This window comes from Pseudomonas sp. B21-048 (assembly GCF_024748615.1).
GTDB lineage: Bacteria > Pseudomonadota > Gammaproteobacteria > Pseudomonadales > Pseudomonadaceae > Aquipseudomonas.
This window is the reverse complement of record NZ_CP087168.1, coordinates 919,196-931,697: the sequence shown is the minus strand read 5'-3', so window position 1 is coordinate 931,697 and position 12,502 is coordinate 919,196. Positions and strand designations below refer to the sequence as shown.

Sequence of the window (12,502 nt, the reverse complement as noted above, 5' to 3'; positions counted from 1 at the left end):
CAGGTAGATCAGCCGCGGTGTCGAGACTCCACTGCCTTGCGCAGGGTGTCGATCAACGCCTGGATACGGGCGTGTTGCATTTTCATCGAAGCTTTGTTGACGATCAGCCGCGAGCTGATGTCGGCAATGAAATCCTGGGGTTCCAGGCCATTGGCACGCAGGGTGTTACCGGTGTCGACCACGTCAATGATCTTGTCCGCCAGACCGATCAGCGGCGCCAGCTCCATCGAACCGTAGAGCTTGATGATGTCGACCTGACGGCCCTGCTCGGCGTAGTAACGCTTGGCGACGTTGACGAATTTGGTCGCCACCCGCAGACGGCCCTTGGGCTCGACATCGCCGACACGGCCGGCGGTCATCAGCTTGCACAGCGCAATTCGCAGATCCAGAGGCTCGTACAGACCCTGACCACCGTATTCCATCAGCACGTCTTTACCGGCGACGCCCAGGTCGGCGGCACCATGCTCGACGTAGGTCGGCACATCGGTGGCGCGCACGATCAGCAAGCGCACGTCGGCCTGGGTCGTGGGGATGATCAGCTTGCGGCTCTTGTCCGGATTCTCGGTCGGCACGATGCCCGCTTCAGCCAGAAGCGGCAAGGTGTCGTCAAGGATGCGGCCCTTGGACAGTGCGATAGTCAGCATGGGAAACGTCAGTCCTTATCAAGGTACTCATGCCCGGTCGCAAATGGCGCCGGACACACATCGAGGGTGTCACCACCCTCGACTCATAACAAATTCAGTAGGCGCGTCCTTGCGCCCATACGGCAACTACTAGCCCGGAACGCGACGGATCTTGGCGCCCAGCATCTGCAGTTTCTCTTCGATGCACTCGTAACCACGGTCGATGTGGTAGATGCGGTCGATCAGGGTATCGCCTTCGGCGATCAGCGCCGAGATTACCAGGCTGGCCGAAGCACGCAGGTCGGTGGCCATCACCGGCGCACCCTTGAGCTTTTCGATACCGGTGACGATGGCGGTGTTGCCTTCGACCTGGATATGAGCGCCCATGCGGTGCAGTTCGTAAACGTGCATGAAGCGGTTTTCGAAGATCGTCTCGATCACCGCACCCGTGCCTTCGGCAATGGCATTGAGGGAGATGAACTGCGCCTGCATGTCGGTCGGGAACGCCGGGTATGGAGCGGTCCGCACGTTGACGGCTTTCGGCCGCTTGCCGTGCATGTTCAGCTCGATCCAGTCTTCGCCGCAGGTGATTTCAGCACCCGATTCGCGGAGCTTTTCCAGAACGGCTTCAAGGATGGTCGGATCGGTGTCCTTGACCTTCACGCGGCCGCCGGTGACCGCGGCCGCCACCAGGTAGGTGCCGGTCTCGATACGGTCAGGCATCACTTTGTAAGTGGTGGTGTGCAAACGCTCGACGCCATCAATGGTGATGGTATCGGTGCCGGCACCGGAAACCTTCGCGCCCATGGCGTTCAGGAAGTTCGCCAGGTCGACGACTTCAGGCTCGCGAGCGGCGTTTGCCAGCACGCTGCGGCCCTTGGCCAGAGCGGCGGCCATCATGATGTTCTCGGTACCGGTCACGCTGACGGTATCGAAGAAGAAGTGCGCACCGCGCAGGCCGCCTTCAGGGGCCTTGGCCTTGATGTAGCCGCCTTCGACGTCAATGACCGCGCCCATGGCTTCGAGGCCACGGATGTGCAGGTCGACCGGACGCGAACCGATGGCGCAACCGCCAGGCAGTGCGACTTCGGCTTCGCCGAAACGGGCAACCATCGGGCCCAGCACCAGGATCGAGGCACGCATGGTTTTCACCAGTTCGTACGGCGCGATCAGGGTCTTGATGGTGCGCGGGTCGATTTCGACGCTGAGCTTCTCGTCGATCACCGGCTCGATGCCCATGCGACCGAACAGCTCGATCATGGTGGTGATGTCGTGCAAGTGCGGCAGGTTGGCAACGGTAACCGGGCCATCGCACAGCAGGGTTGCAGCCAGGATTGGCAGGGCAGAGTTCTTTGCCCCGGAGATGCGGATCTCGCCATCAAGACGAGCGCCACCGGTAATAATCAATTTATCCATAAGAATCTCGACGCCCTTGGGCTCAGGTGCGCTCGGCCCAGGCCGCGCTGCTGAAAAATTTCATAGTAACCGCATGGATGCTGCCATCGGTGATCCATGGGTTCAAATGGGCATAGATCTGCTGCTGACGCTTGACCGGGCTCAACGCCGCCAGTTCATCGCTAATCACATTCAGCTGAAAGTTGCAGCCTTCGCCCTCAACTTCTACCAACGTTCCGGGCAGCTTTCCTTCAAGGAAGCTCTTCACTTCTACGGCCTGCATGCTCAACCTCAATCGGCGCCCTGTGCGCGCGGGTCGGACATCATACAAAAAAGCCCCGCGCCTGCGAACCCCGCTAAGCAGGACTCTGACGGGGGGCTTCTTTATAGATGCGGTTCAGGGATGCGCCAACAGCTCGGTCAGTTCGCTGACCTGAGCAATTTCGCGCATATCGTCGGGTATCGCACGAATGCTCAGGGCCTTGCCGGCCGCCTGGGCATCGCGCATGAAGCACAGCAGCAGCGACAAACCGACACTGCTGGACTTCTCTACTGCGGAGCAATCAACCACCAGCGCAGCCGCATTGCTGGACTTGATCAGCGCCTGCCCCTGCTTGCGCAGGTTCGGGCCTGTCCGGTAATCCAGTACGCCACTGAGCAACAGCTCGCCGGCTTCGCTCATGCGAATGGCCGACTCACTCATTGGGTTTGCTTCTCGGTAGATTGTCCGGTGGTTTCCTGGGCTTTGGAAGCTTCCTTGGCTTTGGCGACTTCCCCGGCCCAACCGTCGATAGTCTTTTGCAGGTCATTGCCATTGCGCTGCATGGCATCGGCGAACTGATCACGGAACAATTTGCCAATGTTGATGCCGTTGATGATCACGTTGCGCAGCTTCCACTCGCCATTGATCTTTTCCAGCGTGTAAGACACGGGATAAATAGCGCCACTGCTGCTTTTGACCGTCATGCCAACGCTCGTCCGGTCTCCCGATTCGTCCTTGGCAGGTTCAACGGTGATGCCCTGGTTGTTGTACTCGAGCAAGGCATTGCCATAGAACTGGAACAGCCCCTTTTTGAAGTTCTCTTCAAAAGCCTTCATCTGCTCGGGCGTGGCCTTGCGCGAGTATTTGACCGTCATGATGCTTTTGGAAATGCCCTCGGCATCCACCACCGGCCCGACGATGCTGTTCAGTGCCGCATAAAAGTCTTGCGGGTCCTGCTTGTACTTCTCTTTGTTGGCCGCCAGATCGGCCAGCATCCGATTGGTCGTGTCCTGTACCAGATCATGCGCGGAAGGCGCCGCCACGGCATTAGCCATCAACGGCAAGGCCGCGAGTATTACCAACAGGCCACGTCGCAAGATAGAGATCATTCAAAAGCTCCTCATTTGGCGTCTTTGCTAACGGTATTGAGCAGGAATTTACCGATCAGGTCCTCGAGCACCAGTGACGACTGCGTATCGTGGATGGTTCCACCATCCTTGAGCGGGGTTTCCTCCCCGCCCACGCTGATACCGATGTACTTCTCACCCAACAGGCCAGCGGTCAGGATAGATGCGGTGGAATCAGTCGGCAGATTATCTACGCGCTTTTCCAGTTGCATGGTCACCCGACCGGTGAAGCTGTCGCGGTCCAGATCGATCGCCGTGACCTTGCCGATGGTCACACCGGCCATGGTCACTTTAGCTCTGACCGTCAAACCGGCGATATTGTCGAAATACGCATAAAGTTTATAAGTATCGGTGGCGGCGCTCGGGGACAGACCACTGACCCGCAACGCAAGCAACAGCAAAGCCAGGATGCCAGCCAGCAAGAAAAGGCCGACACCGATTTCCAGGGTGCGGTTTTGCATCAGAAATCTCCAAACATCAAGGCGGTCAGAATAAAGTCCAGGCCGAGTACAGCCAAAGAGGCATACACCACGGTCTTGGTAGTGGCACGACTGATCCCCTCGGAAGTGGGCTCGCAGTCATAGCCTTGGAAGACGGCGATCCAGGTCACGACGAAGGCAAAAACGATGCTTTTGATAATGCCGTTGAGCACATCGTCGACAAACGTCACGCTGTTTTGCATGTTCGACCAGTAGGAGCCTTCATAGACCCCTAGCCAGTCGACGGCCACCCAGGAACCGCCCCAGATACCCACCACGCTGAAAATCATCGCCAGCACCGGCAGGGAAATGAAGCCGGCCCACAGGCGCGGGGCAATGATGTACTTGAGCGGGTCGACCCCGATCATCTCCAGGCTGGATAACTGCTCGGTGGACTTCATGTTGCCAATTTCGGCGGTCAGTGCCGAACCCGCGCGGCCGGCGAACAGCAAGGCCGTGACCACCGGGCCCAGTTCACGCAGCAGCGTCAGCGCAACCATTTGCCCAACGGCCTGTTCCGAACCGTAGCTGGACAGAATATTGAAGCCCTGCAGGGCCAGCACCATGCCGATGAATACACCGGAGACCACGATGATCACCAGGGACATCACGCCCACCGAATGCAGTTGTTTGACCAGCAGGCCGAAACCACCACCGATACCGCCACGACCGAGCAAGGCATGAAACAGGAACAGCGCCGAACGCCCGAATACCGCCAGCACATCGATGCCGGCGTGGCCGAAGCGGCGCACTCTTTCTATTAATGAAATCTTGCGCATCAGCGCTTCCCCAGAAGATCTGCGCGGTAATCCGTCGCTGGAAAGTGGTATGCGACCGGGCCGTCGGGTTCGCCTGTCAGGAATTGACGAATACGTGGCTCGTCCGATTTCATCAAATCCTTGGGTGCGCCCTGGCCCAACACTTGTCCGTCGCCCACCACGATGAGGTAGTCGGCGATGCTCGCGGTCTCGGCCAGATCGTGAGAAACCACGATACTGGTGATGCCCAGCGCATCGTTGAGCAGGCGAATCAGGCGTACCAGCACGCCCATGGCGATCGGGTCCTGGCCGACAAAGGGCTCGTCGTACATGAGGATTTGCGGATCAAGCGCAATGGCCCGGGCCAGCGCGACACGACGCTTCATCCCACCGGACAATTCGTCAGGCATCAGGTCGATGGCGCCACGCAAGCCCACGGCCTGCAATTTGAGCAGGACAATGTCGCGAATCATTTCTTCCGGCAGCCCGGTATGAACCCGCAGCGGAAAAGCGACGTTCTCGAATACATCGAGATCGGTAAACAGTGCACCGCTCTGAAACAGCACACCCATGTGCTTGCGCGCATCGAACAGATCGCTGCGCGACAACGTCGGCAGGTTCTGGCCATTGACCCAGACTTCGCCATTGGTAGGGCGCAGCTGTGCGCCTATCAGCCGCAACAGCGTGGTCTTGCCACACCCGGAAGGTCCCATGATGCCGGTGACCTTGCCGCGTGGTATGCGGATATCGACGTTATTGAAAATGCTGCGCGCACCGCGCTTGAAGGTCAGTCCCTTCAGCTCGACCGCGTAGGCGTTATCGGCACTCATCTAAACTCCTTGCGATGCAGCCTCTCACTCGGACGCCTGGCTTTCTGGCGAAAGCACATACCTCCCCGGGCAGGCCGAACTGGCGGCGAACTATATCACTGCAAAGGCCAAGCGCCCAAGGCCAAAGCCGGGCATGTTCAGCAACATGACCGCCTGAAATCATCTATTTAGAGAGATTCGGTGACAAGGAATGACAAACCGTGACGAACTTGCGTGAGGCTTTCGATCATTACCGTTATAATCGCCGCCTTTTCATCAGGCTATCCGATTTCCGACATGAACCAATCCAGCGACCTGATTCAATCCGCACAACGTACCATCCGCCTCGAACTGGAAGCCGTACAAGGCTTGCTACCCCATATCGATGCGGATTTCGTACGTGCTTGCGAGATGATTCTGGCCAGCAAAGGCCGTGTGGTCGTGGTCGGCATGGGCAAATCGGGGCACATCGGCAACAAGATTGCCGCCACCCTCGCCAGCACCGGCACCACGGCTTTCTTCGTGCACCCGGCCGAGGCCAGCCATGGCGATATGGGCATGATCACCCGTGACGACATTATTCTGGCGCTGTCGAACTCCGGGTCCACCAATGAAATCGTCACCTTGCTGCCGCTGATCAAGCGCCAGGGCATTCAGATGATCAGCCTGACCGGCAACCCCGAGTCGCCGCTGGCCAAGGCTGCGGAAGTCAACCTCAATGTAAGCGTCGAACACGAAGCCTGTCCGCTGAATCTGGCGCCCACCTCATCGACCACCGCAGCCCTGGTCATGGGCGACGCTCTCGCCGTTGCCTTGCTTGAAGCTCGTGGTTTTACTGCTGAAGATTTCGCTTTTTCCCACCCGGGTGGTGCCCTTGGCCGCCGTTTGTTGCTGAAAGTGGAAAATGTCATGCATGCCGGCACCGAATTACCGCAAGTGATGTGCGGTACGCTGCTCAAGGATGCCTTGATGGAAATGACCCGTAAGGGGTTGGGCATGACCGTTGTACTGAGCACGGATGGAAAGCTTGCCGGGATCTTCACCGACGGCGACCTGCGCCGCACTCTGGACCGCACCATTGATATCCACAGCACGACCATTGATGAAGTGATGACCGCCCACGGCAAGACCGCCCGCGCCGAGATGCTTGCCGCCGAGGCGCTGAAAATCATGGAAGACCACAAGATCAACGCGCTGGTAGTAGTCGACAGCGAAGACCGCCCGGTCGGCGCCTTGAACATGCACGACTTGCTGCGCGCAGGAGTAATGTAATGAGCACGGACCTGCTGCAACGCGGCAAACAGATCAAACTGGCGGTATTCGACGTCGATGGCGTGCTGACCGACGGGCGCCTGTATTTCCTCGAAGACGGTAGCGAATTCAAGACGTTCAACACCCTCGACGGCCAGGGCATCAAGATGCTGATGGCCGCTGGCGTACAGACCGCTATCATTAGCGGCCGCAAGACCCCGGTGGTCGAACGGCGCGCGAAGAACCTCGGCATTCCACACCTTTACCAGGGTCGCGAAGACAAACTGGTGGTGCTCGACGAACTTCTTGCCCAGCTCAACCTGAGCTATGAACAAGTGGCCTACCTGGGCGACGACCTGCCAGACCTGCCGGTGATTCGCCGTGTCGGCCTTGGCATGGCGGTGGCCAGCGCTGCCAGTTTCGTGCGCGAACATGCCCACGGCATTACCCAGGCCCGCGGTGGCGAGGGTGCCGCTCGCGAATTCTGTGAATTGATCCTGCGCGCCCAGGGCCGCCTCGATGCGGCCAACGCCGCGTACCTGTGAGCCCATCATGCTGAGCAAAAAAATTCGCAACATCCTGGTGTTCGGTTGCATCGCAGCGATTTTTGCAGCGGTTGGCTATTGGAACATCAGCCCGGAACGCTTTCTCGACAAACCGGTGGTGAAGGTCGATGAAAGCGCGATCGACTATTACGCAATCAACGCCCATAGCGTGCAGTATCTGCCCGACGGCAAACTGCAATACGAAATGACGTCAGACAAGGTCGAACACCTGAAAGCGACCGAAGTGACGTTGCTGACCAATCCTGACCTGAACATGTTCCGTGGCACCGAATTCCCCTGGCACGTCCAGAGCGAGCGCGGCGAAGTCAACCCGGACGGCACTCAGGTCGAGCTGATTGACTCGGTACGCATCACGCGTTTCGACGAAAAAAACCGCAAAACCCTGATTACCACCACCCGTATGACAGTGTTCCCGCAGCAGCAATATGCGCAGACCGATCAACCCGTTAGAATCGACGGCGCTGGCGGTGTATCGACAGGCAACGGAATGAAAGCGTACTTGAAAGAAAGCAGGATACACCTGCTATCGAACGTAAGAGGACAGTATGAGGCTCGTTAAAACTCTCCCTATTTTGCTCAGTCTGGGCGCAGCACTGGGAAGCGTGAGCGCCTGGGCTCTGCCGAACGATCAAGAGCAGCCTATCCGCATTCAGGCCGACGATGCCCAACTGGACGACAAGAATGGCGTTGCCACCTATAAAGGCGACGTGATCATCACCCAGGGCTCGATGAAGGTTACCGGCAACACCGTAACCATCACCCGCACCCCGGCCGGAGACATCGACGTGGTGACTTCGGTGGGCAACCTCGCCTACTTCGAGCAACTGCAAACGGCGGGCGACACCAAGCCGGTTCAGGGTTACGGAGTGACTATCCAGTACCACGCCTCGCAAAATCGCGTTGTACTGATCGATCGCGCCAAAGTCATCGATAAGGACAACAACGTTACCCAAGGCGAGAAAATCGTCTACGACACGGTCAAAAAGCTTGCGAGTGCCGGTCGCGCCACGGGCAACAAGGTCACCGAAGCGCGTCCTCGCATCGACATGGTGATCCAGCCGAAGAAGAAAACCGACGAGCAAAAGGCCCAGTAATGGCAACTCTGAAAGCTCAGCATCTGGCCAAGAGCTACAAGAGCCGTCAGGTCGTGCGCGACGTCAGCCTGTCCATCGACAGCGGTCAGATCGTCGGCCTGCTTGGTCCTAACGGTGCCGGTAAAACCACTTGCTTCTATATGATTGTCGGCTTGGTGCAGGCCGATCAGGGCCGCGTCCTGATCGATGACCTGGACGTGAGCCACCAGCCTATGCACGGTCGTGCGAAGGCGGGTATCGGTTATCTTCCGCAAGAAGCGTCGATCTTCCGCAAACTGTCGGTGGCCGACAACATCATGGCCATCCTCGAGACCCGCAAGGAACTCGACAAGGCCGGTCGTCGCCAGGAGCTGGAAAGCCTGCTGCAGGAATTTCACATCCACCACATACGCGACAACCTCGGCATGAGCCTGTCCGGTGGTGAACGCCGCCGCGTGGAAATCGCCCGGGCGCTGGCCACCAATCCGAAATTCATCCTCCTCGACGAACCCTTCGCCGGTGTGGACCCTATTTCGGTGGGCGACATCAAGCAGATCATTCATCATCTCAAGGCCAAAGGCATTGGTGTGCTGATCACGGACCACAACGTCCGTGAAACCCTGGATATCTGCGAAACCGCCTACATCGTCAACGATGGTCAACTGATCGCTGAAGGTGACTCCGCCACCATCCTGGCCAATGAACTGGTCAAGGAAGTGTATCTGGGTCATGAGTTCCGCCTGTAAGCACTCAGGTGCCCGGGCCGCCGAGAGAGCGCTGACTTCAATAAAAAATCAATAACTTTTTATTGTTACAGCGCTCTAGGCAAACACTTCAGTTTCGGGCATATAATTTGCTTATGTTTGGCGCTTCGGCGCCCTGTAGTGGATGGCGCATGTGCGCCGGCGAATAAGGTGTTAAGCCCCTGCCATGAAACCATCGCTAGTCTTGAGAATGGGCCAGCAGCTGACGATGACACCGCAGCTGCAACAGGCCATCCGCCTGCTCCAATTGTCGACCCTGGACCTGCAACAGGAAATCCAGGAGGCCCTGGAGTCCAATCCGATGCTCGAACGCCAGGAAGAAGGCGACGACTTCGATAACGCCGACCCCTTGGCCGATAGCGCCGAACAGAAACCCAACGCCGACATTCAGGAACCCTCCTACCAGGAAACCGCCCCAACGGTGGATAACCTCGAAGAAGGCGACTGGAATGAGCGCATTCCTAACGAATTGCCCGTCGACACGGCCTGGGAAGACGTCTACCAGACCAGCGCCAGCAGCCTGCCGAGCAACGATGACGACGAGTGGGATTTCACCACCCGCACATCGGTCGGTGAAAGCCTGCAAAGCCATTTGCTCTGGCAACTGAACCTGGCACCGATGTCCGACACCGATCGCCTGATCGCCGTGACCCTGATCGACTGCATCAACAATCAGGGATACCTGGACGAAACCCTCGAGGAAATCCTCGAAGCGTTCGACCCGGAACTGGACATCGAACTGGACGAAATCGAAGCCGTCCTGCACCGCATCCAACAATTCGAACCCGCCGGCATCGGTGCTCGCAACCTCGGTGAATGCCTGCTGCTGCAACTGCGCCAGCTGCCCGCCAAGACCCCTTGGCTGGCCGAGGCCAAGCGCCTGGTCACCGACTACATCGACCTGCTCGGCGGCCGCGACTACAGCCAGCTGATGCGCCGCATGAAGCTCAAGGAAGATGAACTGCGTCAGGTCATCGAATTGGTCCAGAGCCTCAACCCGCGCCCGGGCTCGCAGATCGAGTCAGCCGAAGCCGAATACGTCGTGCCCGATGTGATCGTGCGCAAGGACAACGAGCGCTGGCTGGTGGAGCTGAACCAGGAGTCGGTACCACGCCTACGGGTCAACGCCCAATACGCCGGTTTCGTACGTCGTGCCGATACCAGCGCTGACAATACCTTCATGCGCAATCAGCTGCAGGAAGCTCGTTGGTTCATCAAGAGCCTGCAAAGCCGCAATGAAACCCTGATGAAAGTCGCCACCCAGATCGTCGAGCATCAGCGCGGCTTTCTTGAATACGGCGACGAAGCCATGAAGCCGCTGGTGCTGCATGACATCGCCGAAGCGGTGGGCATGCACGAATCGACGATTTCACGGGTGACCACGCAAAAATTCATGCATACCCCACGGGGCATCTATGAACTGAAATACTTTTTTTCCAGTCACGTCAGCACCTCCGAAGGCGGTGAATGCTCGTCCACGGCGATTCGCGCGATCATCAAAAAACTGGTTGCCGCGGAAAATCAGAAAAAGCCGTTGAGTGACAGCAAGATCGCTGGTTTACTGGAGGCACAAGGCATTCAGGTAGCCCGTCGCACCGTCGCCAAGTACCGCGAATCCCTGGGGATCGCGCCTTCCAGCGAACGGAAGCGGTTGATGTAACCGCCGGGCTCGCCACAGCGTTCCAGTGGCAGGCATTTCTGCCTGCCGCTTTATGCACTGGCAACGAAGGAGAAGCTGTATGCAAGTCAACATCAGTGGACACCAACTGGAAGTGACCGAACCCCTGCGCACCTACATCGGCGAAAAACTCGACCGATTAGAGAGGCATTTCGACAAGATCACCAATGTGCAAGTCACGATGAACGTCGAAAAACTGCTGCAGAAAATCGAAGCCACGCTGCATATTCCCGGCGGAGAAGTGGTCGCCAATGCCGAGCATACGGACATGTATGCCGCCATCGACCTGCTGACCGACAAGCTGGATCGCCAACTCAAAAAGCATAAGGAAAAGACCCAGAGCCTCCTCCAGGGCGCGACCGGTCGCTAACACCCCCAATCCATGATCCGACTAGAAACCATCCTGACCCCCGGCCGTTCCCAAGTGAACGCGCCGGGTGGCAGTAAAAAGAAAGCCCTCGAGCAAATTGCCAACCTTATCCACCGCGAAGTACCGGATCTGGAAATGCAGGACGTCTTCGAGGCCCTGATTGCCCGTGAGAAACTCGGTTCTACCGGTTTCGGCAACGGCATCGCCATCCCCCACTGCCGGCTCAAAGGCTGCACCTCGCCAATCAGTGCGCTGCTGCACCTGGAAGCCCCTATCGATTTCGACGCCATTGATGGCGCCCCGGTTGACCTGCTGTTTGTGCTGCTGGTCCCGGAAGCCGCCACCGATGCACACCTGGAATTGCTCCGCCAGATCGCCAGCATGCTTGATCGCAAGGAAGTGCGTGAAAAACTGCGCAGCGCCCCGAGCAACGAAGCCTTGTATCAGGTTGTCCTGGACGAGCAAAACGGTCACTAATCATGCGCCTGATCATCGTCAGTGGCCGCTCCGGCTCAGGTAAAAGTACCGCCCTCGATGTGCTCGAGGACAACGGCTACTATTGCATCGACAACCTGCCTGCCGGCTTGCTGCCGGAACTGGCCGAACGCGCGCTGATTCACACCGAACTGGCACAACCGCTGGTGGCCGTGTCCATCGACGCGCGCAACCTGCCGAGCCATCTGTCACGGTTTCCCGAATTGCTGGAAGAGGTCCGCAGCCGGCACATCCAGTGCGATGTGCTGTACCTGGACGCCGACGAAGAAACCTTGCTCAAACGTTTTTCCGAAACTCGCCGCCGCCACCCGCTGAGCAGCGCCAATCGCTCATTGGCTGAGGCGATACAGGACGAAACCAATCTACTGGGACCTATCGCCGATCTGGCCGACCTCAAGGTCAATACCACCAATCTGAACCTGTATCAGCTACGCGATACCATCAAGCTGCGCCTGCTGAATCAGCCGGAGCCTGGTACTGCGTTCCTGGTGGAATCTTTCGGGTTCAAGCGTGGCATGCCGGTGGATGCCGATCTGGTATTCGACGTGCGCTGTCTGCCCAACCCTTATTGGAAGCCGGAGCTACGGGCACAGTCCGGGCTCGATCAACCGGTAGCCGAATACCTGGCGGCACAGCCGGATGTCGAAGAAATGTTCCAGGACATTTCCTCATATTTGCTCAAGTGGCTACCCCGTTTTGCTGCCAGCAATCGCGCCTACGTCACGATTGCCATTGGCTGCACCGGAGGGCATCACCGCTCTGTCTACCTGACCGAACGCCTGGGCCAGGTCCTGCAAAAAAACCTGAAGAACGTCCAGGTCCGCCACCGCGACCTCAGTTAAAGGATTCACA

At 58.2% G+C, this 12,502-nt stretch carries 17 protein-coding genes; 9 read left to right on the top strand and 8 right to left on the bottom strand.

Annotated features, from left to right (window positions below; all coding sequences use genetic code 11):
• Positions 1-8: 8 nt before the first annotated feature.
• The 8 genes from hisG to LOY56_RS04100 all read right to left on the bottom strand — a co-directional run bounded on the left by hisG (position 9) and on the right by LOY56_RS04100 (position 5,474).
• Entirely contained in the window at positions 9-644 is a 636-nt protein-coding gene (gene hisG / locus LOY56_RS04135; protein WP_007901570.1) for an ATP phosphoribosyltransferase, read from the bottom strand.
• A gap of 129 nt (positions 645-773) precedes the next feature.
• A complete protein-coding gene (murA, locus tag LOY56_RS04130) occupies positions 774-2,039 on the bottom strand; it encodes a UDP-N-acetylglucosamine 1-carboxyvinyltransferase (RefSeq protein ID WP_008070575.1) in 1,266 nt (421 codons plus the stop codon).
• A 22-nt stretch (positions 2,040-2,061) separates the two neighbouring features.
• Entirely contained in the window at positions 2,062-2,301 is a 240-nt protein-coding gene (locus tag LOY56_RS04125; protein WP_007912386.1) for a BolA family protein, read from the bottom strand.
• Positions 2,302-2,415: 114 nt separating this feature from the next.
• Positions 2,416-2,721 (bottom strand): lipid asymmetry maintenance protein MlaB, encoded by a 306-nt coding sequence (locus LOY56_RS04120; RefSeq protein ID WP_258620090.1) that lies wholly within the window; start codon positions 2,719-2,721, stop codon positions 2,416-2,418.
• Positions 2,718-3,389 carry a phospholipid-binding protein MlaC gene (locus LOY56_RS04115; RefSeq protein ID WP_258620089.1) on the bottom strand — a complete coding sequence of 224 codons (672 nt, stop codon included), beginning with the start codon at positions 3,387-3,389 and terminating at the stop codon, positions 2,718-2,720. The genes LOY56_RS04120 and LOY56_RS04115 overlap by 4 nt, the downstream gene beginning before the upstream one ends.
• A gap of 11 nt (positions 3,390-3,400) precedes the next feature.
• Positions 3,401-3,868 carry an outer membrane lipid asymmetry maintenance protein MlaD gene (mlaD, locus tag LOY56_RS04110; RefSeq protein WP_258620088.1) on the bottom strand — a complete coding sequence of 156 codons (468 nt, stop codon included), beginning with the start codon at positions 3,866-3,868 and terminating at the stop codon, positions 3,401-3,403.
• On the bottom strand, positions 3,868-4,665 hold the full coding sequence (mlaE, locus tag LOY56_RS04105) for a lipid asymmetry maintenance ABC transporter permease subunit MlaE (protein ID WP_007901556.1): 798 nt from the start codon (positions 4,663-4,665) through the stop codon (positions 3,868-3,870). The genes mlaD and mlaE overlap by 1 nt, the downstream gene beginning before the upstream one ends.
• The gene (locus LOY56_RS04100) at positions 4,665-5,474 is read right to left on the bottom strand and encodes an ATP-binding cassette domain-containing protein (protein ID WP_258620087.1); all 810 of its coding nucleotides are present in this window, start codon (positions 5,472-5,474) and stop codon (positions 4,665-4,667) included. Before LOY56_RS04100 ends, mlaE begins: the two co-directional genes overlap by 1 nt.
• A 276-nt stretch (positions 5,475-5,750) precedes the next feature.
• On the opposite strand from LOY56_RS04100, the gene LOY56_RS04095 reads away from it, so the two are divergent.
• The 9 genes from LOY56_RS04095 to rapZ all read left to right on the top strand — a co-directional run bounded on the left by LOY56_RS04095 (position 5,751) and on the right by rapZ (position 12,492).
• A complete protein-coding gene (locus LOY56_RS04095) occupies positions 5,751-6,725 on the top strand; it encodes a KpsF/GutQ family sugar-phosphate isomerase (RefSeq protein WP_258620086.1) in 975 nt (324 codons plus the stop codon).
• A complete protein-coding gene (locus LOY56_RS04090) occupies positions 6,725-7,249 on the top strand; it encodes an HAD family hydrolase (RefSeq protein ID WP_008008625.1) in 525 nt (174 codons plus the stop codon). The genes LOY56_RS04095 and LOY56_RS04090 overlap by 1 nt, the downstream gene beginning before the upstream one ends.
• A gap of 7 nt (positions 7,250-7,256) precedes the next feature.
• Positions 7,257-7,829, top strand: coding sequence for an LPS export ABC transporter periplasmic protein LptC (lptC, locus tag LOY56_RS04085; protein ID WP_258620085.1), 573 nt, complete (start codon positions 7,257-7,259; stop codon positions 7,827-7,829).
• Positions 7,816-8,364, top strand: a complete 549-nt coding sequence (lptA, locus tag LOY56_RS04080; RefSeq protein WP_030128010.1) for a lipopolysaccharide transport periplasmic protein LptA — start codon at positions 7,816-7,818, stop codon at positions 8,362-8,364. Before lptC ends, lptA begins: the two co-directional genes overlap by 14 nt.
• Positions 8,364-9,089 (top strand): LPS export ABC transporter ATP-binding protein, encoded by a 726-nt coding sequence (gene lptB / locus LOY56_RS04075; protein WP_030128011.1) that lies wholly within the window; start codon positions 8,364-8,366, stop codon positions 9,087-9,089. The genes lptA and lptB overlap by 1 nt, the downstream gene beginning before the upstream one ends.
• Positions 9,090-9,273: 184 nt before the next feature.
• Positions 9,274-10,767: an RNA polymerase factor sigma-54 gene (locus tag LOY56_RS04070; RefSeq protein WP_258620084.1), complete on the top strand. Its 1,494-nt coding sequence runs from the start codon at positions 9,274-9,276 to the stop codon at positions 10,765-10,767.
• 79 nt (positions 10,768-10,846) lie between these two features.
• A complete protein-coding gene (gene hpf / locus LOY56_RS04065) occupies positions 10,847-11,155 on the top strand; it encodes a ribosome hibernation-promoting factor, HPF/YfiA family (RefSeq protein ID WP_003178005.1) in 309 nt (102 codons plus the stop codon).
• Between the two features lie 12 nt (positions 11,156-11,167).
• Entirely contained in the window at positions 11,168-11,632 is a 465-nt protein-coding gene (ptsN, locus tag LOY56_RS04060; protein WP_007901530.1) for a PTS IIA-like nitrogen regulatory protein PtsN, read from the top strand.
• Between the two features lie 2 nt (positions 11,633-11,634).
• Positions 11,635-12,492, top strand: coding sequence for an RNase adapter RapZ (gene rapZ, locus LOY56_RS04055; RefSeq protein ID WP_258620083.1), 858 nt, complete (start codon positions 11,635-11,637; stop codon positions 12,490-12,492).
• The last annotated feature ends 10 nt before the right edge of the window (positions 12,493-12,502 follow it).

What these genes read in the sequence shown, in the direction of transcription:
- hisG (WP_007901570.1), bottom strand. Translation starts at nt 644, where the DNA reads ATGCTGACTATCGCACTGTCCAAGGGCCGCATCCTTGACGACACCTTG.
- murA (WP_008070575.1), bottom strand. Translation starts at nt 2,039, where the DNA reads ATGGATAAATTGATTATTACCGGTGGCGCTCGTCTTGATGGCGAGATC.
- LOY56_RS04125 (WP_007912386.1), bottom strand. Translation starts at nt 2,301, where the DNA reads ATGCAGGCCGTAGAAGTGAAGAGCTTCCTTGAAGGAAAGCTGCCCGGA.
- LOY56_RS04120 (WP_258620090.1), bottom strand. Translation starts at nt 2,721, where the DNA reads ATGAGTGAGTCGGCCATTCGCATGAGCGAAGCCGGCGAGCTGTTGCTC.
- LOY56_RS04115 (WP_258620089.1), bottom strand. Translation starts at nt 3,389, where the DNA reads ATGATCTCTATCTTGCGACGTGGCCTGTTGGTAATACTCGCGGCCTTG.
- mlaD (WP_258620088.1), bottom strand. Translation starts at nt 3,868, where the DNA reads ATGCAAAACCGCACCCTGGAAATCGGTGTCGGCCTTTTCTTGCTGGCT.
- mlaE (WP_007901556.1), bottom strand. Translation starts at nt 4,665, where the DNA reads ATGCGCAAGATTTCATTAATAGAAAGAGTGCGCCGCTTCGGCCACGCC.
- LOY56_RS04100 (WP_258620087.1), bottom strand. Translation starts at nt 5,474, where the DNA reads ATGAGTGCCGATAACGCCTACGCGGTCGAGCTGAAGGGACTGACCTTC.
- LOY56_RS04095 (WP_258620086.1), top strand. Translation starts at nt 5,751, where the DNA reads ATGAACCAATCCAGCGACCTGATTCAATCCGCACAACGTACCATCCGC.
- LOY56_RS04090 (WP_008008625.1), top strand. Translation starts at nt 6,725, where the DNA reads ATGAGCACGGACCTGCTGCAACGCGGCAAACAGATCAAACTGGCGGTA.
- lptC (WP_258620085.1), top strand. Translation starts at nt 7,257, where the DNA reads ATGCTGAGCAAAAAAATTCGCAACATCCTGGTGTTCGGTTGCATCGCA.
- lptA (WP_030128010.1), top strand. Translation starts at nt 7,816, where the DNA reads ATGAGGCTCGTTAAAACTCTCCCTATTTTGCTCAGTCTGGGCGCAGCA.
- lptB (WP_030128011.1), top strand. Translation starts at nt 8,364, where the DNA reads ATGGCAACTCTGAAAGCTCAGCATCTGGCCAAGAGCTACAAGAGCCGT.
- LOY56_RS04070 (WP_258620084.1), top strand. Translation starts at nt 9,274, where the DNA reads ATGAAACCATCGCTAGTCTTGAGAATGGGCCAGCAGCTGACGATGACA.
- hpf (WP_003178005.1), top strand. Translation starts at nt 10,847, where the DNA reads ATGCAAGTCAACATCAGTGGACACCAACTGGAAGTGACCGAACCCCTG.
- ptsN (WP_007901530.1), top strand. Translation starts at nt 11,168, where the DNA reads ATGATCCGACTAGAAACCATCCTGACCCCCGGCCGTTCCCAAGTGAAC.
- rapZ (WP_258620083.1), top strand. Translation starts at nt 11,635, where the DNA reads ATGCGCCTGATCATCGTCAGTGGCCGCTCCGGCTCAGGTAAAAGTACC.